The 22,699-nt window shown below is 71.8% G+C and carries 19 protein-coding genes; 6 read left to right on the forward strand and 13 right to left on the reverse strand.

Going from position 1 to position 22,699, the window contains the following annotated elements; all coding sequences use genetic code 11:
* Positions 1-27 precede the first annotated feature (27 nt).
* Complete coding sequence (locus ACSHXC_RS08900) at positions 28-1,548, reverse strand: DEAD/DEAH box helicase (RefSeq protein WP_438291058.1); 1,521 nt, start codon at positions 1,546-1,548, stop codon at positions 28-30.
* A 385-nt stretch (positions 1,549-1,933) separates the two neighbouring features.
* Positions 1,934-2,137 carry a cold-shock protein gene (locus tag ACSHXC_RS08905; protein ID WP_100580096.1) on the reverse strand — a complete coding sequence of 68 codons (204 nt, stop codon included), beginning with the start codon at positions 2,135-2,137 and terminating at the stop codon, positions 1,934-1,936.
* Between the two features lie 431 nt (positions 2,138-2,568).
* On the opposite strand from ACSHXC_RS08905, the gene ACSHXC_RS08910 reads away from it, so the two are divergent.
* The 4 genes from ACSHXC_RS08910 to ACSHXC_RS08925 all read left to right on the forward strand — a co-directional run bounded on the left by ACSHXC_RS08910 (position 2,569) and on the right by ACSHXC_RS08925 (position 5,889).
* A complete protein-coding gene (locus ACSHXC_RS08910; protein ID WP_438291059.1) occupies positions 2,569-3,333 on the forward strand; it encodes an SDR family NAD(P)-dependent oxidoreductase in 765 nt (254 codons plus the stop codon).
* Between the two features lie 32 nt (positions 3,334-3,365).
* Positions 3,366-4,478: a sensor histidine kinase gene (locus ACSHXC_RS08915; protein ID WP_438296487.1), complete on the forward strand. Its 1,113-nt coding sequence runs from the start codon at positions 3,366-3,368 to the stop codon at positions 4,476-4,478.
* A complete protein-coding gene (locus ACSHXC_RS08920) occupies positions 4,475-5,137 on the forward strand; it encodes a response regulator (RefSeq protein ID WP_438291060.1) in 663 nt (220 codons plus the stop codon). Before ACSHXC_RS08915 ends, ACSHXC_RS08920 begins: the two co-directional genes overlap by 4 nt.
* Positions 5,138-5,250: 113 nt before the next feature.
* A complete protein-coding gene (locus tag ACSHXC_RS08925; protein WP_438291061.1) occupies positions 5,251-5,889 on the forward strand; it encodes a GOLPH3/VPS74 family protein in 639 nt (212 codons plus the stop codon).
* A gap of 19 nt (positions 5,890-5,908) precedes the next feature.
* On the opposite strand, the gene ACSHXC_RS08930 is transcribed toward ACSHXC_RS08925, so the two are convergent.
* The 6 genes from ACSHXC_RS08930 to ACSHXC_RS08955 all read right to left on the reverse strand — a co-directional run bounded on the left by ACSHXC_RS08930 (position 5,909) and on the right by ACSHXC_RS08955 (position 12,742).
* Positions 5,909-7,021: an ABC transporter substrate-binding protein gene (locus tag ACSHXC_RS08930; protein ID WP_438291062.1), complete on the reverse strand. Its 1,113-nt coding sequence runs from the start codon at positions 7,019-7,021 to the stop codon at positions 5,909-5,911.
* A 33-nt stretch (positions 7,022-7,054) separates the two neighbouring features.
* On the reverse strand, positions 7,055-7,417 hold the full coding sequence (locus ACSHXC_RS08935) for an IMP dehydrogenase (RefSeq protein ID WP_438291063.1): 363 nt from the start codon (positions 7,415-7,417) through the stop codon (positions 7,055-7,057).
* A complete protein-coding gene (locus ACSHXC_RS08940; protein ID WP_438291064.1) occupies positions 7,348-8,676 on the reverse strand; it encodes an RNA-guided endonuclease InsQ/TnpB family protein in 1,329 nt (442 codons plus the stop codon). Before ACSHXC_RS08940 ends, ACSHXC_RS08935 begins: the two co-directional genes overlap by 70 nt.
* A 251-nt stretch (positions 8,677-8,927) precedes the next feature.
* On the reverse strand, positions 8,928-9,812 hold the full coding sequence (locus ACSHXC_RS08945) for a polysaccharide deacetylase family protein (protein ID WP_438291065.1): 885 nt from the start codon (positions 9,810-9,812) through the stop codon (positions 8,928-8,930).
* Positions 9,813-10,184: 372 nt separating this feature from the next.
* Positions 10,185-11,417, reverse strand: coding sequence for a GNAT family N-acetyltransferase (locus ACSHXC_RS08950; RefSeq protein WP_438291066.1), 1,233 nt, complete (start codon positions 11,415-11,417; stop codon positions 10,185-10,187).
* A gap of 80 nt (positions 11,418-11,497) precedes the next feature.
* Positions 11,498-12,742: an MFS transporter gene (locus ACSHXC_RS08955; protein ID WP_438291067.1), complete on the reverse strand. Its 1,245-nt coding sequence runs from the start codon at positions 12,740-12,742 to the stop codon at positions 11,498-11,500.
* Between the two features lie 56 nt (positions 12,743-12,798).
* On the opposite strand from ACSHXC_RS08955, the gene ACSHXC_RS08960 reads away from it, so the two are divergent.
* Positions 12,799-13,797, forward strand: a complete 999-nt coding sequence (locus ACSHXC_RS08960; RefSeq protein ID WP_438291068.1) for a DUF5937 family protein — start codon at positions 12,799-12,801, stop codon at positions 13,795-13,797.
* On the opposite strand, the gene ACSHXC_RS08965 is transcribed toward ACSHXC_RS08960, so the two are convergent.
* The 5 genes from ACSHXC_RS08965 to ACSHXC_RS08985 form a co-directional block, all read right to left on the reverse strand.
* Positions 13,794-14,945, reverse strand: coding sequence for an XdhC family protein (locus ACSHXC_RS08965; protein WP_438291070.1), 1,152 nt, complete (start codon positions 14,943-14,945; stop codon positions 13,794-13,796). The two genes, ACSHXC_RS08960 and ACSHXC_RS08965, sit on opposite strands and share 4 nt — an antisense overlap.
* 46 nt (positions 14,946-14,991) lie before the next feature.
* Entirely contained in the window at positions 14,992-16,455 is a 1,464-nt protein-coding gene (locus tag ACSHXC_RS08970) for an NCS2 family permease (protein ID WP_438291071.1), read from the reverse strand.
* A 353-nt stretch (positions 16,456-16,808) separates the two neighbouring features.
* Positions 16,809-19,214: a xanthine dehydrogenase subunit D gene (gene pucD / locus ACSHXC_RS08975; RefSeq protein ID WP_438291072.1), complete on the reverse strand. Its 2,406-nt coding sequence runs from the start codon at positions 19,212-19,214 to the stop codon at positions 16,809-16,811.
* A gap of 2 nt (positions 19,215-19,216) precedes the next feature.
* The gene (locus ACSHXC_RS08980; protein ID WP_344374583.1) at positions 19,217-19,810 is read right to left on the reverse strand and encodes a (2Fe-2S)-binding protein; all 594 of its coding nucleotides are present in this window, start codon (positions 19,808-19,810) and stop codon (positions 19,217-19,219) included.
* A gap of 2 nt (positions 19,811-19,812) precedes the next feature.
* Positions 19,813-20,709, reverse strand: coding sequence for an FAD binding domain-containing protein (locus ACSHXC_RS08985; protein ID WP_053726063.1), 897 nt, complete (start codon positions 20,707-20,709; stop codon positions 19,813-19,815).
* A gap of 263 nt (positions 20,710-20,972) precedes the next feature.
* Here ACSHXC_RS08985 and ACSHXC_RS08990 point away from each other — a divergent pair, with 263 nt between their 5' ends.
* Positions 20,973-22,643: a PucR family transcriptional regulator gene (locus ACSHXC_RS08990; protein ID WP_438291073.1), complete on the forward strand. Its 1,671-nt coding sequence runs from the start codon at positions 20,973-20,975 to the stop codon at positions 22,641-22,643.
* The last annotated feature ends 56 nt before the right edge of the window (positions 22,644-22,699 follow it).

A 22,699-nucleotide genomic window follows, 5' to 3' on the forward strand; every position in this document is an offset into this window, starting at 1 on the left:
CGGTGCCGGCCGGCCACCCCGTGGGCGTCAGGCCGCGCGGCGGACCCGGGCGGCCTTGCGGGCCTCGGCCATCTCGCGGGTCTCGCCCGCGCGGCGCGAGCCGCCCGAACGGCCGCCGCCGGCCTGACCGCGGGCGGTGCCGCGGCCGCGGAACGGGGCCTGGCCGCGCTGCTTCGGGCGCTCCGCCGGGGCCGCCGCGGGGGTGACCGGGATGCCGGAGGGTGCCTGGGCGCCGGTGATGCGGCTCAGCTCCGCCTCGCCGGAGCGGACCTGGGTGATCGTCGGGGTGATCCCGGCGGCCATCATCAGGCGGCTCATCTCGCGGCGCTGGTTGGGCAGGACGAGGGTGACGACGCTGCCGGACTCGCCGGCGCGGGCGGTGCGGCCGCCGCGGTGCAGGTAGTCCTTGTGGTCGGTCGGCGGGTCGACGTTGACCACGAGGTCGAGGTTGTCGACGTGGATGCCGCGCGCCGCGACGTTGGTCGCGACCAGGACGGACACGGCACCGGTCTTGAACTGGGCCAGGGTCCGGGTGCGCTGCGGCTGGGACTTTCCGCCGTGCAGGGCGGCCGCCCGCACGCCGCTCTGGAGCAGGTGCTTGGTGAGCTGGTCGACGGCGTGCTTGGTGTCCAGGAACATGATCACCCGGCCGTCGCGGGCCGCGATCTCGGTGGTCGTGGCGTACTTGTCGGCGCTCTGCACGTGCAGCACGTGGTGCTCCATCGTGGTGACCGCGCCCGCCGACGGGTCGACGGAGTGGACCACCGGGTCGTGCAGGTACTTGCGGACCAGGAGGTCGACGTTGCGGTCCAGGGTGGCCGAGAACAGCATCCGCTGGCCGTCCGGGCGCACCTGGTCGAGGAGCTCGGTGACCTGCGGCATGAAGCCCATGTCGGCCATCTGGTCGGCTTCGTCGAGGACGGTGATGGCGACCTGGTCCAGGCGGCAGTCGCGGCGCTCGATGAGGTCCTTGAGGCGGCCCGGCGTGGCCACGACGACCTCGGCGCCGGAGCGCAGCGCACCGGCCTGGCGGCCGATCGACATGCCGCCGACGACGGTGGCCATCCGCAGCCGCAGGGCCTTGGCGTACGGGGTGAGCGCGTCGGTGACCTGCTGGGCCAGCTCGCGCGTGGGCACCAGGATCAGGGCGAGGGGCTTCTTGGAGTCGGCGCGGCGCCCCGCCGTACGGACCAGCAGGGCGAGGCCGAAGGCGAGGGTCTTGCCGGAGCCGGTGCGGCCGCGGCCCAGGACGTCGCGGCCGGCGAGCGAGTTCGGCAGGGTGGCGCCCTGGATCGGGAACGGCTCGGTCACACCCAGGCCGGCCAGCACGTCGAGGACCTCGCTCGGCATGTCCAGGTCGCCGAAGTTCGCGACCGGGGGCAGGGCCGGGGTGATCGTGACGGGGAGGGCGAACTCGCCCTGCGGTGCGGCGGGCCTGCGGCCGCCGCCGGAGCGGTTCTGGCCCTGGGGCCGGAAGCGGGCCCCGCGGTCGGCGCCGCTCTTACGGGCGGCGGAGTAGCGGTCGTTCGTGCGAGCTGAACGGTTCAAGGAGAACCTTCCTCGATATGGCACGTATCGAGGGAGCCCGGCGAAATGGAACCGCCGGGGCATCGCAAGAACGAGCCGAAAACAGAAGTCGAATTCCGATCCGGCCGCACGAGGGCGTGGAAATTCCCCGCCCGTTGTCGGAATGCCGGGCAGCCGCCGCCGGGGAAGGCGGGCGGGCCGGATCGGGACAGCGGGCAGATGCGCATCCCGGCCGTGGCCGGGAAGGTTCGTCCGCTGCGTGGCGGGACGGCCGGGCGGCGCCCGGCCGTCCCGCGGGCCGTGAAAATGCCGTCACGAAGTGGCGGCGGGCCCGGTGGAACAGCAACGGGCTGGGGCCCGCACCCCAAGGTGCGAGCCCCAGCCGCGTGCGAAAAACGCTTCAGCGTCAGGCAGGCGTGATGTTCTCGGCCTGCGGGCCCTTCTGGCCCTGCGTGACGTCGAAGTTCACCTTCTGGCCTTCCTGAAGCTCACGGAAGCCCTGGGCGGCGATGTTGGAGTAGTGGGCGAACACGTCCGGGCCGCCACCCTCCTGCTCGATGAAGCCGAAGCCCTTTTCCGCGTTGAACCACTTCACGGTGCCAGTAGCCATGTCATATCTCCTTCGGGGCAATGCCCGGGGGTCCGCACTGTGCTGACCCCGTCGTTACCGCGATGATTGCCCCGTCCGGAAAAAGCACCGGAAATACAAAAGCGCCCGACGGCATAAAACCATCAAGGCACTTGAAGTCTTTGGGAACCACAACTGCAACTGGGATCAACAGTAGCACGGATCCGCCAAGACGGCACGGCAAATACTACTGTTTTGCGTGCGCCGCCAGGAAGCCTCGCCGGATTTTGCGCAAATTTCCGTGGCCGTGGCGACAAATATTCAGGTTCCCCGGCCCTGGTGTCCTCTCAACAGAGTGTCCGAAGTGGCCAGTTATGGGCCCTCGCACTTGATCTTCGGCGGAGTCCGCGAACACTGGGGCGGTGCGCGGGCAGGTCCCGTGCGTCCCTGGCCCCGGAGGAATGAGAGCCACCATGACCACTGTTCTGATCACCGGTGCGACCTCGGGCATCGGCGCCGCCTTCACGCACCGCTTCGCGGGCTTCGGGTGCGCGCTCGTCCTGGTCGCCCGGGACGAGGAGCGGCTGCGGAAGACGGCCGAGGAGCTGCGGTCCCGGTACGGCGTACGGGTCGAGACGCTGGCGGCTGATCTCGTCGATCCGACACAGTGCCGCCTGGTCGAGGAACGGCTCGCGGCGGCTGAGAATCCGGTGGATGTGCTGGTCAACAACGCGGGATCCGGCCTTCCCGCGCCGTTCCCGCACAGCCCCGTCGACGACGAGGAGCGGATGCTCGATCTCCTGGTGCGGGCCCCGCTGCGGCTCACGCACGCGGCCGTGCCGGGGATGACCGCGCGCAGGCGGGGCGTCGTCCTCAACGTCTCCTCGGTGGCGGGCCTGCTGCCCACCGGCACGTACGGCGCCGCCAAGGCGTGGCTGACGGCGTTCAGCGAATCGCTGCGGGTCGATCTCGCCCCGCACGGTGTCCGCGTCCTCGCGCTCGTGCCCGGTTTCACGCGGACGGAGTTCCAGAAGCGGGCCGGGATGGACGTGAGCTCGCTTCCCGAATGGGCCTGGCTGGATGCCGAGAAGGTCGTGGAGCAGGCGCTGAAGGATCTGCGCCGCAGGCGTCCGGTCAGCATCACGGGGCTCCAGTACAAGGCGTACGCCTTCGCCGTACGTCATGTGCCGCGCACCGTCGCCGCGCGGATGGCCCGCTCGCGCACCCCGGCGAAGTGACGCGCGGTTGGTAGCGTCGCGGCGTGGGTCACATGCGCGGTCCGGACGACAGCGGCACCTCTCCCCCGGCCCGGGCGGTCGGGGCGCTGCGGGCGGCCTCCGCCGTGCTGGTGCTCGGGGTGGCCGTGCCCACCTACCTCGCGGCCGGTGCCGCTGGGCGGCCCGCCGGCGCGCTCGCCCTCGCCGTGGTGCAGGCCGCGGCCCTGTGGTGGGTGGTGGCCCGGCCCGCCGCCGTGCTCGCCGTGAGCGCACTGCTCGGGGCCGGGATGTGGCTGCTGTTCCCGGCGCTGAGCCTGACGGGCGCGCTGCTCGGGGCCCAGCTCGCCCTGTGCGTCCTTTCGGCGCTGCGGCCGGTGCGGGTGTCGCGCCGGTGGCTACTCGGGATGCTCGCGCTGGCCCCGCTCGCCTATGCGGGCGGCAGCACGCTGGTCCTCGTCAGCTACGTACTGGCCGTGACCCTGGCCTGGACGGCCGGGCAGTGGCGCCGGGCCCAGCAGGACCGGCTTGCCGCCGAGACGCGGCGGGCGGTGGCCGAGGAGCGGGCCAGGATCGCCCGTGAGGTGCACGACGTGGTGGCCCACACCGTGTCGGTGATGGTGATCCAGGCGAGCGCCGCCGAGGACGTGTTCACCGCCGACCCCGAACAGGCGAGGCAGGCGCTGCGCGCCATCGAGGGTGCGGGGCGCTCGGCGCTCGGGGAGCTGCGGCTCCTACTGCGTACGGAGTCCGGCGACGACGGACGGCGGCCGCCGCGTGGGCTCGGGGACCTCGCCGAGCTGGCCGCGAACGCGCGGGCCGCCGGGCTCGCCGTCGAGCTGCACGAGGAGGGCCGGGCGATCTCGCCGCCGTCCGCCGTGGACCTCGCCGGGTACCGGATCGTGCAGGAGGCGCTGACCAACACGCTGCGGCACGCGGGAGCCGGCCGGGTGCGGGTGTCGGTGTACCGCGACGAGGAGGCGGTGCGCATCGAGGTGAGCGACAACGGCCGCCCCGGCAACCGGAGTTGGCGCTCCCCCGGTTCGGGGCGGGGCCTCGCGGGAATGCGCGAACGGGCCTCGCTGCTCGGCGGCACCCTGGAGGCGGGGCCCGGCCCGGACGGAGGTTTCGAGGTGCGGGCGGTGCTGCCGATAAGGTTCGGCCCGTGACGATCCGAGTGGTGGTGGCCGACGACCAGGCGCTGGTGCGCGGCGGATTCCGCCTGATCATCGACGCCCGGGACGATCTCGAAGTGGTCGGCGAGGCGGCCGACGGGCATCACGCGGTGCGCCTGGTCGGGGAGTTGAGGCCGGACGTCGTCCTGATGGACGTACGGATGCCCGTGATGGACGGCATCGAGGCGACGCGGGCCATCGTCGCCTCGGGCAGTGCGGCCCGGGTCCTCGTCGTCACGACCTTCGACCTCGACGAGCACGTGGTGACCGCACTGCGGGCCGGCGCCAGCGGCTTTCTCCTCAAGGACATCCGGCCCGCCGAGCTCGCCGAGGCGGTCCGGGTGGTGGCGCGCGGGGACGCGCTGCTCGCGCCGACCGTGACCCGCCGCATGCTCGACCGCTTCGCGCACACCGCACCGGCCCCGCTCCCGGCCCCGGCCGTGCTGGCAGGGCTGTCGCCGCGCGAGCTCGAAGTGCTCACCCTGATCGGTCGGGCGCTGTCCAACACTGAGATCGCGGCCCAGCTCCATCTGTCGGAGGCGACGGTCAAGACCCATGTGTCGGCGGTACTGCGCAAGCTGCGGCTGCGCGACCGGGTGCAGGCGGTGGTCGCCGCCTACGACCACGGACTCGTCGAGCCGCGCCGCGGCTGACCCGCTCCCTCATCCCGCGGGCTGAACCGGCCGCGTACTCATCCCGTGGGCCCAGTGCGGATCCATCCGCCGGGTGGATCCCCGCACGGCGCGCAGTCCGTAGCGTCGGCTCCATGACGCACACCCTGTACGGCCGGATGTATCTCGCGGCCTACGACACCGCCGCCAAAGCCCTGTACGACCGCACCCGGACCGGCTTTCTGCTCCGCGTCGCGGTCCTCGCCGAACTGGCCTCGCTGGGCCGCATCGCCGACTCGGCGGGCGAGGTGAGGGTCACGGACTCCGGCCGCACCGGCGACCCCGTGCTCGATCTCGTACTGGACGGTATCGGGGCGCACCGGCGCACCTGGAAGGCGTGGGTCCGCTCCGATCGCCGGGAGACCCTGGTCGCGGTCGAGGACCGGCTCGCCGCCCTCGGCCTGATCACGGTGGAGGAGCGGCCCGTCTTCGCCCGCGCCGCGCGGCGCGAGGTGGCAGTGCGGGAAGCGACGGGCGTACGCGCGCTTCAGGCGGGGCTCACGGAGCTGCTGCGGAGCCGGGGGCCCGTCGAGCCGTACGACGCCGTCGTCCTGGCGCTCGCCTCCGCCGGCGGGGTGCGGCACGTCGTGTCGCGTGCGGACGCCCGCGCCCACAAGGACCGCCTCGATGCCCTGACCGGCCGGCTCGACGCGATCGCGCCCGCCCTGGGCAGGACCGTGCGCGGCCTCGGGACCACGCTGGTCGCCGCGCAGGGCGGGATGGGCGGCGGCTGACCCGGCTTCTTGGGCGCTCTCAGCCGGTGTGGAGCACCCGGAAGCGATCGGGTTCCGCCGGGTCCCGGTCGACGACTTGGACCGGCGTCCAGGTCCACTGCCACACGCTGATGCCCGGCGTCCGGGAGAACCGGATCTTCCCGCGGGTGCCCTCGACCGCGACGTGCGGCCAGGATGCGGTGGTGCGCGCCCGGTCCGCGCCCTCGGAGCGGAGCACATCGGCGAGGACGGCGATCGTGTCGTAGCCCTCGAAGGCGACGAAGGAGGGCGCCGAGCCGAGCCGCTCGCGCAGCGCCGTCGCGACTCGTGCGCCGAGCGGGCCGAGGCGCTCGGGCAGGTAGCGCAGGAACGGGATCGCGGCGCCGTCGTCGCCGAGGAGCGCCGCCCATGAGGCGAACTCCGGCTGCCCGGCCGGAGCGCCGATCAGGACCTCGGCGAGGCGGTGGTCGCGCCGGACGGCCTTGACGATCGGCACGGCCGGGTCCGGGTGGCCGACCAGAAGGAGGAGGGCTGTCGCGCCGCTGTCGACGAGGGCGTCGCACACCGCCTCGGGGGTGAGCGCGTTCATGGCGAGTTCGACGACGGCGCCGCCGCGCGGAGCGAGGTGGTCCCGCAGAATGCGGGTCCCCGACGCCCAGTACACGCTCGGCTGGGTCGCCACGGCTATGCGGCGGTGACCGGCGCCGAACAGGAAGTCCGCGTAGATCCGCCAGCCGTGGGACTGCGCCGGGGCGAGGCGCGCGACCCGGTCCGTCGGCCGGTCGGTGAGCTCGTCGAGGACCGCCGAGGAGCAGAGGAACGGCAGGCCGAGGGCGTCGGCCCGGGCGGCGGCCGCCCGGGCGACCACGCTGTGGTACTCCCCCGCCAGGGCGGCCACGCCCAGGCGGGCCAGTTCGTCCACGGCCGTCGCGGCCTTCTCCGGATCGGCCGCGGTGTCCCGGACCACCAGCTGGAGCGGCCGTCCACCGATCCCGCCGGCGTCATTGGCTTCGCTCACACCCAACTCCAGCCCGGCGAGCAGGTGTTGACCCGCCTCGGCCCAGCCGGGCCGGGTCAGCGGTACGAGAGCGCCGATCCGGACGGCTGATCCGTCGGTGTGCGCCTTTGTAAGAGGCAGGGGTGGCGTATTCATACGGTGGGGTCTCCTAGGGGCGATCCGGTTGCGTCAGGCGATGGTCGCCGGGGTGTCCCGGAGGGTGACGTTCGCGTGGCTCTCCTGGAAGCTCTGGTCGGAGACCAGGGTCAGCCGGGCCGTGGACCGGAACTCCGGCAGGGTGGTGGAGCCGCAGGAGACCATCGTGGTCTTGAGCTTGGCGATGGTGGTGGCGAGGCCCTCGTTGAGGTCACCCGCGTACGGGACGTAGCCGTCGACGCCCTCTTCGAAGATCAGGCCCTGGCCGCCCTGGCCGTAGCGCTGCCAGTTGCGGGCCCGGTTCGAGCCCTCGCCCCAGTATTCCTTCACGAAGCCGTCCCGGGTGGGGAGTTTGGCGCCGACGGCCTGGTCGAAGCGGGCGAAGTAGCGGCCCATCTTGAATCCTCCCCCTCGTGAACGAGGGGGATTCCTAGCTCACATCGCCTGACCCCCGGCGGGGGTTCAGGTCTTACACGATCAGCACTAGCCGGGTTGAGACCAGCCCGGACCAGCATCACGTGGGCGGAGTTCTTGTCTCTCGGCGAGACGGCTCCGCACGCGGTACAGGTATACGTTCTCTCGGAAAGAGGTAGGCGGTGCTTGGCTCTCGCTCCGCAGTGCGCACAGTCCATCGTGGTGTGCGCGGGGTGGATCAGGTGCACGGTGCGGTCGTGCTTGCGGCCCATCTCGATCAGCGCCGTCTTGGTGGCGCCGATAGCGGCGTCGGCGGCCTTGCGGGCCATGCTGGTCTTGGCGAGGAACTTCGGGCGGAAGTCCTCTACGGCGATGGCGTCGTGGTCGCGGACAACGCGTTTGGCCCACTTGCGGGCGGTGTCCTGGCGCTGGCGGGCCACCTTCTTGTGGAGCTTGGCGGTCTGCCGCTTCGCCTTCCGATAGCCCTTCGATCCCGGCTGGCCCTTGGCCGGTCGGCGTCGGGCCGCCATCCGCTGGTAGCGGGCGAGTTTCTGCGTGGCCGTCTTCCCGTGCTGGGCGTGGGGGAGGTCGTGGTCATCCGATGTGGTGGTCGCGGTCTCCTTCACGCCCCAGTCGATCCCGATCACACGGCCCGTGGCCGGAAGCTGTTCGGTCACGGCGGGGACGACGAACGACGCCCACCAATGGCCCACCGCGTCGCGGCACACGCGCACACTGGACGGCGATCCGGGCAGCTCCCGCGACCACACCGGCCGCACCACGATCCCACCGGCGAGGTGGAGGCGCCCGTCTTTGAGGCGGAACCCGCGCCTGGTGTATTCAAGAGTGGGCAGCGCCTCGCGCTTCTTCTTGTACTTCGGCATCCCGGCCCGCTGCCGCATCGGCAACCGCGCCTTGACGTCCCTGAGCGCCTTGGCCCGGGACTTCCCGAAATCATGTATCAACTGCTGCTGTGGCACACACGCGCCCTCGGCCAGCCAGGGCGTCACCTTGCGGGCCTCGGTCAGCATCGCCGCGAGCTGCACCGGTCCGCACGTCGTCTTCTCGCCGGTCGCCCGGTTGTGCGCGTGGACGGCCCTGGACTTGGCGACGCACTCATTCCAGATCCAGCGCGCCCGCTCCCACTCGGCTTCGAGCGCGCTCCGGGCCGACGTCGACAGGCGCAGCCGGTAGGTGTACCGGCAATGCCCGGCCGCCTCCGTGATCGCTTCTGTCGTCATGCATGCGAACCTACCCGGGAGGACTGACAGTTGAGCCCGATCGCTCTGCGTGGTGTCCCTCACCAGCGGTTTCGGTGTACGCCGATCCGCCCTGACCGGCCCGTGGAATCGAACGGGGTGCGGTCGTGACCAGGCACCTTATCGGCTGCCGGGCCGCCGCACGAATCGCGGCCCTCCCGGACGGAGCTGCCGTAGGTGTTCGATCCGGGCGGCCACGCACGGGTTATGACGGACCGTCAGCTACGAGTGCGTCAGACGGCGGGGAAGCTGAACGTGTAGCCCTGCTCTGCCAGCCAGGGCAGCAGTTCCTTCAGGGCGGCGACGGTCTGGGCGCGCTCGCCGCCGCCGTCGTGGAAGAGCACGATCGGGCCGTTCTTGAGCTCCTGCTTCACCGTCTTCACGATCGTCGCGGTGCCGGGCTGCTTCCAGTCCTTGGTGTCGACGTTCCAGCCCAGCGGGCGCATCCCGTGGGAGGCGGCGATGTGCCGGTTGTCCGGGGTGAAGGCGCCGCCGGGGGCACGGAAGTACTGCACCTTGGCGCCGCCGGCCGCGTCCTCGATCATCTTCTGGGCGTCGAGGACCTCGGAGCTCTGGTAGGCGACGGGCTTCTTGTTCATGGCCTCGTCGTGGCTGACCGTGTGGTCGCAGAGCCGGTGGCCGGCCGCGACGATCTGCTTGACCAGGTCGGGGTTGGCCTTGGCCTGCGGGCCGATCATGCAGAAGGTCGCCTTGACGTCGTACTGCTTGAGGACGGCAAGCATCTTCGGCGTCCAGACCGGGCTGGGCCCGTCGTCGATGGTGATCGAGACGGACTTGCCGCCGCTCTCGGTGGTGTGGTCGATCGTCTCGGATATCCCGGTGGCGCCGGGAGACGCGGGGCCGGTGGCGCCGGCGGAGCCGTCCGAGCCGTCCGGGGCGCTGTCGTCGCCGGATCCCGAGGACCCGGGCTTGCCGCTCGCGTGGCCGGGCTTGTCGTCGGACTTGCCGGTCGAGGAGGAGTGGGCGAGCGCGGGCCCTGGACCGTCGGCGGAGGTGTCGCTGCCGAGGACCACCGCGGCGGCCACGCCGCCCGTCAGGACCACGGCCGTTGCTGCGGCCATCACGATGCGGCGTGTGTGGGCGGTCAGTCGCGCCATGGTTTCCCCATCCCCTCGGTACGTGCCGGTTCGGCAGCGGAGCTTCACCGATTGGCCACGATCGCACGATCGCGCTCGAATCCCGAAATGTGAATTCTCCGCCCGGGTATCGCTGGAAAATACCCGATTTCAGGCAACTACCCTGGAGCACAAGGGGGTTGATGCGACCTCAGTGATACGAGGGGGTCGGTGCAGGTTCCGCACGCCGGGACTTTGGTCCCTAACGTGCAGGCAAAGACCCCTTCAAGGGGGCTTCCGGTTCCCCGTCCGAGCAGGCAGTTCACCGAAGGACCTTCGCCCCGGCCCCCGCCGCCCCCGTACGAGAGCCTCGTCACTTCTGCGCGAAATCCCCCCGCCTTCTCCCCCGGCCGCTCAGAACTCGTCGACCGTGTGCGGCAGTTCCGCGGTGCGCAGCGCCGCGTCCAGGGCCGCCGCCGCGCCGGGGGTGTGCTCGGTCACCAGGCCCGCGAGGACCAGGCGGCGGACCTCGGTGCCGCCGAGGTAGCAGGCGGCCAGGTCGCGCACGTCGAGGGTGAGGTCGGCCGGGGCCGGGGTCGGCTCGTACGTGCAGGCGTGCGGGGAGGCCGTCAGGCGGAAGCGGCCCGCGTTGGCCGGGATGCGGTCGTCGCGAACCTCCAGGACGAGCGAGGCCTCGGCCGCCCAGGAGCGGGCGGCGAGCGCGGCGCCGACGTCCACGAGACGGATCCACAGCGCCGGGAACTCGGCGACGGCCTTGACCTGGTCCCGGTCGGTGGCGAACAGGAGCAGCGGGTCGTCCGGGGCCAGGCCCCAGGCGCGGACGGTGCCGGTGAGGTCGATGCCGGCGAGGTAGTTCCACAGCGCGGCCTCGCCCGCCGGGGTGTCGGCCTCCAGCTCGGCGACCTGGACGGTGCCGGGCCTCGCGGGGTCGTCCTCGCGCCGGGTGCGGTAGACGGCGTACCCGGCGAGCGGCTCGTCGGCGGCGCCGAGGCCGACGATGCGGGGCGGGCCGAGCTCCTCGTCGTCCTCGTCGGTCTCGGGCAGCCACTCGCCGCGCCAGCGCCGGGTGTCGCGGGCGATGCGCCCGGCCCGGCGGGTGCGGGTCGCCTCGTAGTAGGGGCCTAGCTCGTCGGGCGCGTCGTCGGGGTCGATCAGGCGCAGGGGGCGCCGGTCGGCCTCGATGCGCAGGGCGAGCGGGCGGGTCGAGTTGATCTCGACCGAGGTGCCGTACGTGGCCGCGCCGAAGCCGAAGCGGCCGTAGATGGCGGCTTCGGAGGCCCACAGCGCGACGATGGGGCGGCCGTGTCCGGCGCAGCGGCGGAACACCTCGGCGATCAGGCCGGAGAGCACGCCGCGGCGGCGGTGGGTGGGGGCGACGGAGACGAACGTGAGCCCGGGGCAGGGGAGTTCACCGCCCGGCACGGACAGGGTGAAGCGGTGGGCCACGAGGAAGCCGACGAGCGAGTCGCCGTCGTACGCCCCGACGCGGTCGCAGCGCAGCACCATCGCACGGTGGTAGGCGCGCTTCTCCTTCTCGTCGGGGCGGTCGTGGAAGACGAGCCACCAGAGCTCCAGGGCACGGTCGACGTCGGACTCGGGCACGTCGCGGAACTCCAGCTCGCTCATGCGGCGACCCTAACCCGGACGAAACCGGCCGTCACTCGCATATCGCCCAGGTCGGGGACGGAGCCCCCGGGCGCCGCACGTCAGCCCACCCTCTGCTCCGCGGCCGCGGTGCCCGGGGCGCGGGCGGCCCGTCCGGCGACCGGGACGGTGAGGGTGCCCGCCGCCAGGAACAGGACGCCGAGCGCCAGCCAGCCCGTACCGCCTCCGTGGCTGACCAGGACCGCGACGAGCAGCGGGCCGCCCGCCCTGGCCAGGTCGGAGGAGAGGGTCCAGGCGCCGAGGTACTCGCCCTGCCGCTCCGGCGCGGCCAGCCCGTACGAGATGCCCCAGCCGCTGGCCGAGGAGAGCAGCTCGCCCGCCGTGAGCAGGGTGACCGCGACGACCAGGACGGCGACCGCGGCCACCGGCGGCAGCACGGATGTCGTCGCGGTCACCGCGCAGGCCGCGAGCAGCGCCACCCCCGACCGGCGGCCCGCCACGGCGGCCCCGGGGACGGTGTCGCTGCCGCGCGCCGCGCGCACCTGGAGCAGGATCGCGAGCGCCGTGTTGAGCAGCATGAGTACGGCGATCGACCAGCGCGGCGCCTCGGTACGCTCCGAAATCCACAGCGGGAGCCCGATGTTGAGCATGTCGGCGCTGACATAGAGAAGCCCGGAGAGCGCGGCCAGGAGCAGGAAGCGGCCGTCGCGCAGCGCGCGGCGCCGGGCCGGGTCCTCAGTTCGGGCGGCGCGCTCGCCCTCCGGCATCCGCAGCAGCACCGCAGCGACCAGCACGTACGAGAGGCAGTTGCCGAGGACGAGCACCGCGTACCCGGCGTGCGAGTCGAGGGCGAGCGCGGCGCCCGCGCCCAGGCTGCCGAGCGAGAAGCCGATGTTGAGCATCACCCTGCTGTACGCGCTGGCGCCCACCAGGGCCGTGGAGTCGGCGAGTTGGGCGAGGTAGGCGTTCTTGACCGGCCGTCCCGCGCTCTCGGCCAGCGTGATCGCGCAGACCACGGCGAGGAAGCCGGCGAAGGAGTCGACGAAGAGGTATCCGGCGAACGCCACCGCGCGGACCAGGATCGTCGCCAGATAGACACGGCGGTGGCCGAGCTTGTCGCCGAGCCGTCCGGCGGGCACGGACACGGCCGGGCCGAGCAGGGCGGCCACCGTGAGGCCGAGGCCGACCTGGGCGGCGCCGAGCCCGACGACACGGGTGAAGAAGACGATGGCGCCGGTGTGGAAGAGGCCGTTGCCGATCCAGTCGATCAGGGTGGTGACGGCGTAGGCGCGCAGCGGACCGCGGGGCGGCAGCAGCGCTGCCGCCCCCTTGGAGGTGGAGGACATGACCACCACTCAACGGCCTTGAGCGGCCGGGCGACAGAGATTTAGGCTCTGCCTCAATGCTCAGCTACCGACTCGGCGTCGACGACCTCGCCGACATGCGTTTCGCCTGCTCACCGCTGCTGGAGACGGCCACCAGCCTGTGGGCGCTGCGGCGACCCGAGAAGTACGCGCTGCACCTGCCGTGGATACGCCGTACGCGCGAGGCGCTGGCCTCGCCGGGCGGCCTCGACACCGAGTTGCTCGGCGAGCTCGCGGTGGGTGGCAGCGGCTGGATACCCGACTTCATCACACCGCGCCCCGAGTCCCCGCTGCCGGACGTCGCGGACGAGCTGCGCCGGGTGCGGGCGACCCCCGCGGACAAGGTCCTCTTCGATGTGCGGGCCGCTCACGCGAGCCGCCCGCCGGCACCCCGCCTCGCCCAACTGGCCGCGGATCCACGGCAGTTGAGGGAGGCGATCGCGGATGTGGTGGAGGCGTACTGGGAGCTGGCGATCGCCCCGCACTGGCCGCGGATGCGGGCCGTGCTCGAAGCGGACATGGTGCACCGGGCCCGGCTGCTCGCCCATGAGGGCGCGGCCGCGCTGCTCACCTCGCTCGATCCGTCGGCGACGTGGGACAACGGGCGGCTGACCCTGTTCGTGCACCGGGACCTGCAGATGGCCGCCGAGGTCGACGGGCGCGGGTTCTGGCTCGTACCGACGCTGTTCGCGCAGCACACGATCAGTCCGGTGGGGGCCGAGGAGCGGCCGACGATCGCGTATCCGGCGCGGGGTGTCGCCACCTTGTGGGAGACCCGGCCGCCGCGTCCCGCGGGAGCGCTGGCCTCGCTGGTGGGCCGGCCGAAGGCGGCGTTGCTGCTCGCGCTCGCGGGCCCGGCGTCGACGACCGAGCTCGCCCGGCGCCTGGGCGTCACGGCGAGCGCGGTCTCCCAGCATCTGGCGGTGCTGCACCGGACCGGTCTGGTCGGCCGCGCGCGGGCGGGCCGGGTGGTGCTCTACGCCCGCACGGAGCTGGGCGAAGAGCTGACGCGCGGCGACCGACCGGACACCCCCTAGGCCACCGAACCGATGCGCCCGACCGGCGTGTCCTTGCCGTCGTGGTGGATCGGGGTGTGGGCGCCGGTCAGCGAGACGCCGCTGCCGCCGCGCCGGTTGGCGACGATCTCCGCGGCGATGGACAGGGCGGTCTCCTCGGGCGTACGGGCGCCGAGGTCGAGGCCGATCGGGGAGCGCAGGCGGTTGAGTTCGAGCTCGGTGACGCCCACGTCGCGCAGCCGCTCGTTGCGGTCCAGGTGGGTGCGGCGCGAGCCCATCGCGCCGATGTAGGCGACCGGCAGTTTCAGCGCGGTCTCCAGGAGCGGGATGTCGAACTTGGCGTCGTGGGTCAGGACGCACAGGACCGTTCGGGAGTCGGTGTTCGTCCGCTCCAGGTACTTGTGCGGCCACTCCACGACGATCTCGTCCGCCTCGGGGAAGCGGGTCTTCGTCGCGAAGACGGGCCGGGCGTCGCACACGGTGACGTGGTAGTTCAGGAACTTGCCGACCCTGACCAGGGCGGAGGCGAAGTCGATGGCCCCGAAGACGATCATCCGGGGGGCCGGGACGCTCGATTCGACGAGCACGGTGAGCGGCTGGCCGCACAGCCGGCCGTCGGCGCCGAGGGAGAGGGTGCCGGTGCGGCCCCCGTCCAGCATGGCGGCGGCCTCGTCGGCCACGGCGCGGTCCAGCTCGGGGTGTCCGCCGAGGGCGCCCTCAAAGGAGCCGTCCGGGTGGACGAGGAGAGCGCGGCCCATGAGTTCGGCGGGGCCGTCGGTGACGCGGGCGACCGCGGCGGCCTCGCCGCTCGCGGCGGTGGCCAGGGCGGCCGCGAACACCTCGCGGGCGGGCGAGGTGGTGCGGACCGGGGTGACGAGTATGTCGATGATGCCGCCGCAGGTCAGGCCGACCGCGAAGGCGTCCTCGTCGCTGTAGCCGAAGCGTTCGAGGACGGTCTCCCCGTCTTCGAGCGCCTGCTGGCAGAGTTCGTAGACAGCGCCCTCCACACATCCGCCGGAGACCGAGCCGATCGCCGTGCCGTCGCTGTCGACGGCGAGGGCGGCTCCCGGCTGCCGGGGCGCGCTGCCGCCGACGGCCACCACGGTGGCCACGGCGAACTCGCGTCCCTGCTCGACCCACCGGTTCAGCTCTTCGGCGATGTCCAGCATGTTCGGTCTCCTTACGGATGTGTGGAGGGCGTCAGCGGCGCGGCCGCTACTTGACGCCGAGCCAGTTCTCGATGGGATGGAGGGCGAAGTAGATGGTGAAGACGGCTGTCAGGGCCCACATGAACCCGCCGATCTCACGCCACTTGCCCTGTGCTGCCTTGATCACGGTGTAGGCGACGACGCCCGCGCCGACACCGGCGGTGATGTTGTACGTGAACGGCATCAGAGCCACGGTGAGGAACACCGGGATGGAGACCGAACGGTCGCTCCAGTCCACGTGCTTGGCGGCGCTCATCATCATCGAGCCGATGACCACGAGGGCGGCGGAGGCGACCTGGGCCGGCACCAGCTGGGTGACCGGGGTGAAGAACAGGCAGGCCGCGAAGAAGAGGCCGGTGACGACCGAGGAGAGGCCGGTACGGGCGCCCTCACCGGCGCCGGAGGCGGACTCGATGAACACGGTCTGGCCGGAGGCGCCGCTGACGCCGCCGATCGCGCCGCCCGCACCGTCGATGAACAGCGCCTTGGACAGGCCCGGCATGCGGCCCTTGTCGTCGGCGAGCTTGGCCTCCTGGCCGACGCCGATGATGGTGGCCATCGCGTCGAAGAAGCCGGCGAGCACCAGGGTGAAGACGATCATGCCGACGCTGATGGCGCCGATGGAGCCCCAGCCGCCGAACTCGACGTGGCCGAAGAGGCCGAAGTCGGGCGTGGAGACCGCGCTGCCGCTGAGGCCGGGGGCGGTGCCGCCCCAGTCCGCGTCGGTCAGGCCTGCGGCCTTGGTGACCACGAAGGCCAGGACGCTGCCGGAGACGATGCCGATCAGGATCGCGCCGGGCACCTTGCGGGCCTGGAGGGCGAAGATCAGCAGCAGGGTGATCGCGAAGAAGAAGACGGGCCAGCCGACGAGCTGCCCGGTGGCGCCGAGGGTGACCGGCGGTCCGTGCTCGGGGCCCTTTCCCACGAACCCGGCCTTCACGAGGCCGAGCAGGGCGACGAACATGCCGATGCCCATGGTGATCGCGTGCTTGAGCGCCAGCGGGATGGCGTTCATGATCATTTCGCGGAGGCCGGTGACGACCAGGAGCATGATCACGACGCCGTACATGACACACATGCCCATGGCCTGCGGCCACGTCATGTTCGGGACCACCTGGGTGGTCAGGGCCGCGGAGACGTTCAGTCCGGCGGCGAGTGCGAGCGGGACCTTGCCGATGAAGCCCATCAGCAGGGTGCTCACCGCGGCGGCGAGCGCCGTGGCGGTCACCAGGCCCGCGTGGCCCAGCGTGTGCTTGTCGACATCGGGCGTCGAGAGGATCAGCGGGTTGAGCAGGAGGATGTAGCACATCGCCATGAAGGTGGTGATGCCGCCGCGCACTTCCTGCGCCAGCGTGGATCCCCGCTCGGATATGTGAAAGTACCGGTCGAGCCAAGACCTGCCGGCCTGGGGACGGGAGCCGGAGCCCGCGTCCTCGGCGGTGGTCTTCGGCTCCACAGACTGCTGGGTCATGGTGCCTACTCCCAAGGTTCACAGGGGCACCCGCATAAGACTTGAGTCCTCAGGTCAGACAAGCTGCGGGATTTGGGATGGTGCGTTGGCTGCACGACCCGGGGGACGGCCCGAGACGAACGGTGTCTGCTCCTGCCGGGGTACCGGAACCGGTACCGCAGTGCAGATGGCTACGGGTGTTGCTGGTGTGACTCGGTTTCGCCGGTGGTGCTGGTACTGCGGGTGTTGCCGTTTGCTGCGAGGACCGCGAGCGGTGCGGTACTCGATTGCTCCGGGCGGTGCGGGCGACGGAATTGTGACGTTCCTGGGAGGCACGCACCGCCCGGAGGGATCTGGGGATCCCCGGGGTGGGATCAGGCTCCGGTGCCCGTGAGGTGCTCGGGGCGGACCGGGGTCTTGTTGAGCTCCAGACCGGTCGCCGCCCGGATCGCCGCGAGGACGGCCGGGGTGGACGACAGGGTCGGGGCCTCGCCGAGACCGCGCAGGCCGTACGGCGCGTTCGGGTCGGCGAGCTCCAGGACGTCGACCGGGATGGTCGGGGTGTCCAGGATCGTCGGGATCAGGTAGTCCGTGAAGGAGGGGTTGCGCACCTTCGCGGTCTTCGGGTCCACGATGATCTCTTCCATCACCGCGACGCCGAGGCCCTGGGTGGTACCACCCTGGATCTGGCCGACGACGGAGAGCATGTTGAGCGCCTTGCCGACGTCCTGGGCGGTGGCCAGCTCGACGACCTTGACGAGGCCGAGCTCGGTGTCCACCTCGACCACCGCGCGGTGCGCGGCGAACGTGTACTGGACGTGGCCGTTGCCCTGGCCGGTGACGAGGTCGAAGGCCTGGGTCGGGCGGTGCCGGAACTCCAGCTCGACGTCGATCTCCTCGCCCTCCAGGACGTCCGCCAGGTCGGCGAGGACCTCGCCGCCGTCGGTGACGACCTTGCCGCCTTCGAGCAGCAGCTCGGCGGTGGCCCAGGCGGGGTGGTAGGAGCCGAACTTGCGGCGGCCGATCTCAAGCGCCTTGGCACGGACGGCCTCGCAGGTGTTCTTCACCGCGCCACCGGTCATGTACGTCTGCCGGGAGGCGGACGTGGAACCGGCGGAGCCGACCTGGGTGTCGGCCGGGTGGATGGTCACCTGCGTGACACCCAGCTCCGTACGGGCGATCTGGGCGTGCACGGTGACACCGCCCTGGCCGACCTCCGCCATGGCCGTGTGGACCATCGCGACGGGCTCGCCGTTGATGACCTCCAGGCGCACGCGGGCGGTCGAGTAGTCGTCGAAGCCCTCGGAGAAGCCGACGTTCTTGATGCCGACCGCGTAGCCGACGCCCCGTACGACACCCTCGCCGTGCGTGGTGTTGGACAGGCCGCCGGGCAGGGCGCGGACGTCCGCCTCCTCGCCTGCCGCCAGCCACTGCTGCTCGGGCGGCAGCGGGCGGGCCTTGACCCGGCGCAGCAGCTCGGCGACCGGGGCCGGCGAGTCCACGACCTGGCCGGTCGGCATGATCGTGCCCTGCTCCATGGCGTTGAGCTGGCGGAACTCGACCGGGTCCATGCCCAGCTTCGCCGCCACCTTGTCCATCTGGGCCTCGTACGCGAAGCAGGCCTGGACGGCGCCGAAGCCGCGCATCGCGCCACAGGGCGGGTTGTTCGTGTAGAGCGCGATCGCCTCGATGTCGACGTCGTCGATGACGTACGGGCCGACCGAGAGCGAGGAGGCGTTGCCGACGACCGCCGGGGAGGCCGACGCGTAGGCGCCGCCGTCCAGGACGATCTTGCACTTCATGTGCGTGAGCTTGCCGTCCTTGGTGGCGCCGTGCTCGTAGTAGAGCTTCGCCGGGTGGCGGTGCACATGGCCGAAGAAGGACTCGAACCGGTTGTAGACGATCTTGACCGGCTTGCCCGTGCGCAGCGCCAGGAGGCAGGCGTGGATCTGCATCGAGATGTCCTCGCGGCCACCGAAGGCACCGCCGACGCCGGAGAGCGTCATGCGGACCTTCTCCGGCGGCAGACCCAGGACCGGGGCGATCTGCTGGAGGTCCGAGTGCAGCCACTGGGTGGCGACGTAGAGGTCGACGCCGCCGTCCTCGGCGGGCACGGCGAGGCCGGACTCCGGGCCGAGGAAGGCCTGGTCCTGCATGCCGAAGGTGTACTCGCCCTCGACGATCACGTCGGCGCGCTTGCGCGCCTCCTCCACGTTGCCGCGGATGATCGGCTGGCGGTGCACGATGTTCGGGTGCGGGACGTGACCGGCGTGGTGGTCGTCGCGGCCCTCGTGGATCAGCGGCGCGTCGGGGGCGAGGGCGGAGGCCTCGTCGGTGACGACCGGCAGTTCCTTGTAGTCGATCTTGATCTTGGCGGCCGCGCGGCGGGCGGTCTCCGGGTGGTCGGCGGCCACGAGGGCCACCGGCTCACCGTGGTGCCGGACCCGGCCGTGGGCCAGGACGGGGGTGTCCTGGATCTCCAGGCCGTAGTTCTTCATCTTGGCCGGCAGGTCGTCGTAGGTGAGCACGGCGTAGACGCCGGGCATCGCGACGGCCTCGGAGATGTCGATGTTCTCGATCTCGGCGTGGGCCACGGTGGAGCGGAGCGTCTGGCCCCACAGCATGTCCTCGTGCCACATGTCCGAGGAGTACGCGAACTCACCGGTGACCTTGAGGGTGCCGTCCGGGCGGAGCGTCGACTCGCCGATGCCGCCCTTGGTGTGGTTCTGGGTGACGTTGGTGGGCGTACCGGCCGGAGTGGTGCGGGTGTTCTGCGCCATGATCAGACCGCCTCTTCCTGACGGGCGGCCGCGAGGCGGACCGCGTCGAGGATCTTCTCGTAACCGGTGCAGCGGCACAGGTTGCCGGAGAGCGCCTCGCGGATGTCCGCGTCGGACGGCTCGGAGTTGCGCTCCAGGAGCTCGTCGGCGGCGACCAGGAGGCCCGGAGTGCAGAAACCGCACTGCACGGCGCCCGCGTCGATGAACGCCTGCTGGATCGGCGAGAGCGCGCCCGCCTCTCCAGTCTGACTGTCCTGGGGCTTGGCCTGCCACCGCTTGGCGGCGTCGATGGAGGTACCGCAGGAACCGGAGGCGCAGCCGCCGCCGGGGTGGGCGTCGGAGCGGTGGGCGGCGTAGTCGGCCAGGCCCTCCACGGTGACGACCTCGCGGCCCTCGACCTGCCCCGCCGCGACCAGACACGAACACACCGGAACACCGTCGAGGCGGACCGTGCAGGAACCGCACTCGCCCTGCTCACAGGCGTTCTTCGAACCCGGAAGACCCATGCGCTCGCGCAGGACGTAGAGAAGGCTCTCGCCCTCCCACACGTCGTCGGCCTCCTGCTTACGGCCATTGACCGTGAAATTGACGCGCATGGTTATGCAGCTCCTTCAAGGGTGCGGCCGTTGCCGCCGCGGTACGTCTCCCAGGTCCACATCAGCGTGCGGCGCGCCATGACGCCGACGGCGTGACGGCGGTAGTTCGCGGTGCCGCGGACGTCGTCGATCGGGTTGCACGCGCCCGAGGCGAGCGTGGCGAACTGCTTCGCGACCGAGGGGGTGATGATCTTGCCGTTGTCCCAGAAGCCGCCCTCTTCGAGCGCCGCGTTCAGGAACTCCTCGGCCGCCTTCGCCCGGATGGGGGTGGGCGCGGCCGAGCCGATGCCGGTACGGACCGTACGGGTCTCGGGGTGCAGCGCCAGGCCGAACGCGCAGACCGCGATGACCATGGCGTTGCGGGTGCCGACCTTGGAGAACTGCTGGGGGCCGTCCGCCTTGGGGATGTGGATGGCCTTGATCAGCTCGTCCGCCTCAAGGGCGTTGCGCTTCACACCCTTGTAGAACTCGTCGATCGGGATGAGCCGCACGCCGCGCGCCTGCGACTCGACCTCGACGTCGGCGCCCGAGGAAAGCAGCGAGGGGTGCGCGTCACCGGCCGGCGAGGCGCAGCCGAGGTTGCCGCCGACGCCGCCGCGGTTGCGGATCTGCGGGGAGGCGACGGTGTGCGAGGCGAGCGCGAGGCCCGGCAGCTCCGTCCGCAGGTTCTCCATGATCTTGGTGTACGGGACGGAGGGTCCGAGCCGGACGCTGTCCTCCCCGACCTCCCACTGGGCCAACTCGCTGATGCGGTTCAGGTCCAGGAGGTACTCGGGCCGGCGGTGGTCGAAGTTGATCTCGACCATCACATCGGTGCCACCCGCAATGGGCACAGCGGTGGGGTGCTCTGCCTTGGCGGCGAGCGCCTCCTCCCAGCTGGCGGGGCGAAGGAAGTCCATGAGTGGCTCTCTTCCGATTCTCAAATTCGGGGTAGTTCGCGCGGGTCCCGGGGACGGCAGGCCCTCGACATCTCAGTCGTTCATGTGCTGTTAACGCGGTGTGGACTCAGTACACAAGCCTGCATCCCTCGGGTGCAGTCACCGAAACCATGAAGGAGTTGGCTGGTCTCCGCTCACGTCTTGTAGATTCGTATGAAAGGCGGTGCTCCGTAACCTCACCGCTTTCCAACGGCAACATCAAGACAGATCGGCGGCGACACGCGATGCGGCTGCGCGCACTTCTGGAAACCGACGCGCTGGGGCTGCGGCTGCTCGGCGGCGAGGACGAGCTGGACCGCACGGTGCGGGGAGTAATGACCACTGACCTGCGGGATCCGAGCCGCTACCTCACGGGTGGCGAGCTGGTTCTGACGGGTCTGGCCTGGCGCCGGGACGCCGAAGATTCCGAGCCATTCGTACGCATCCTCGCGGGGGCCGGTGTGGCGGGCCTGGCGGCCGGTGAGGCCGAGCTCGGCGCCATTCCCGACGATCTCGTTCTGGCTTGTTCTCGCCACCGGCTCCCGCTGTTCGCGGTGAACGAGTCGGTCGCGTTCGCAACCATCACCGAGCACGTCGTACGACAGGTCTCGGGCGAGCGCGCGGGCGACCTCGCGGCGGTCGTGGACCGCCACCGCAGGCTGATGACGTCGGGACCTGCGGGCGGCGGCCCCGAGGTGGTCCTCGACCTCCTCGGCTCCGACCTCGACCTGCGGGCCTGGGTGCTTTCTCCGACCGGCCGCCAGATCGCGGGCGCCGGCGACGCGCTGACCCCGGCGGTCGGCGCGGCGCTCGCCGCCGAGCACCTGGGTGCCACCCGCACCGGCCGCCGGGGCCCGCACCGGGCCACCGCCGAGGGCGTGACCTACTCGCTGTTCCCGATCCGCAACAACGGGCGGGGCGCGGCCCCCGCCGCCCGCGACGTGCGCGAGACGGTGCTTTCGGACTGGCTGCTCGCCGTCGAGGCCGACGCGAGCGACTGGCCGGCCGCGCGGCTCGACCTGCTCCAGGGCGTCACCCAGCTCATCGCGGTCGAGCGCGACCGGCGCGACGCGGCCCGCACGGTGCGCCGCCGCCTCGCCCAGGAGGTCCTGGAGCTGGTGCAGACCGGCGCCGCGCCCGCCGAGATCGCGGCCCGGCTCAGAGTCGCGGCCCCGGTGCTGCTGCCCGGCCTCGGCTCGGCACCGCACTGGCAGGTCGTGGTGGCCCGGGTGGACTGGGAGCGCGACTCCGGCGGGGAGATCGAGGGTGGCCCGGTCGCCCAGTCGCTCCTGGAGGAGATCCTGGTCGACCCCGCGGTGGTCGGCCCCGAGTCCTCCGACCGGATCGCGGTGGCCCACGCGGGCGACGAGGCGATCGCGCTCGTGCCGCTGCCCGCGGTGGCGAACGAGGGTGCCGAGGGCGGCCTGCACGCCGACGCGCTCCTGGCCGCCGTACGCACCCCGCTCTCGGCGGGGCTGGCGGACGACGGCCGCCTGACACTGGGTGTCAGCGCCGCGGTGCACTCCGCCGAGGGGCTGCGCGGCGCCCTGGAGGAGGCCCGGCACGCCCGCCGGGTCGCCGCCGCACGCCCCGGCCGGGTGTGCGCGGCCGGCCACCACGAGCTGGCCTCGCACGTACTGCTGCTGCCGTTCGTGCCGGACGACGTACGGCGCGCCTTCACGGCCCGGCTGCTCGACCCGCTGCGCGACTACGACCGGCGCCACCGGGCCGAACTCATCCCGACCCTGGAGGCCTTCCTCGACTGCGACGGCTCGTGGACGCGGTGCGCCACACGACTGCACCTGCACGTCAACACGCTGCGCTACCGGGTGGGCAGGATCGAGCAGTTGACGGCCCGTGACCTGTCCCGGCTTGAGGACAAGCTGGACTTCTTCCTGGCGCTTCGTATGAGCTGACAGTCGATCCCGGCCAGTGTCGGACGATTGTGAACTCATTCACGCACCCCCCTTGG

Origin of the sequence: Streptomyces sp. HUAS TT7 (assembly GCF_051550175.1) — a bacterium.
GTDB lineage: Bacteria > Actinomycetota > Actinomycetes > Streptomycetales > Streptomycetaceae > Streptomyces.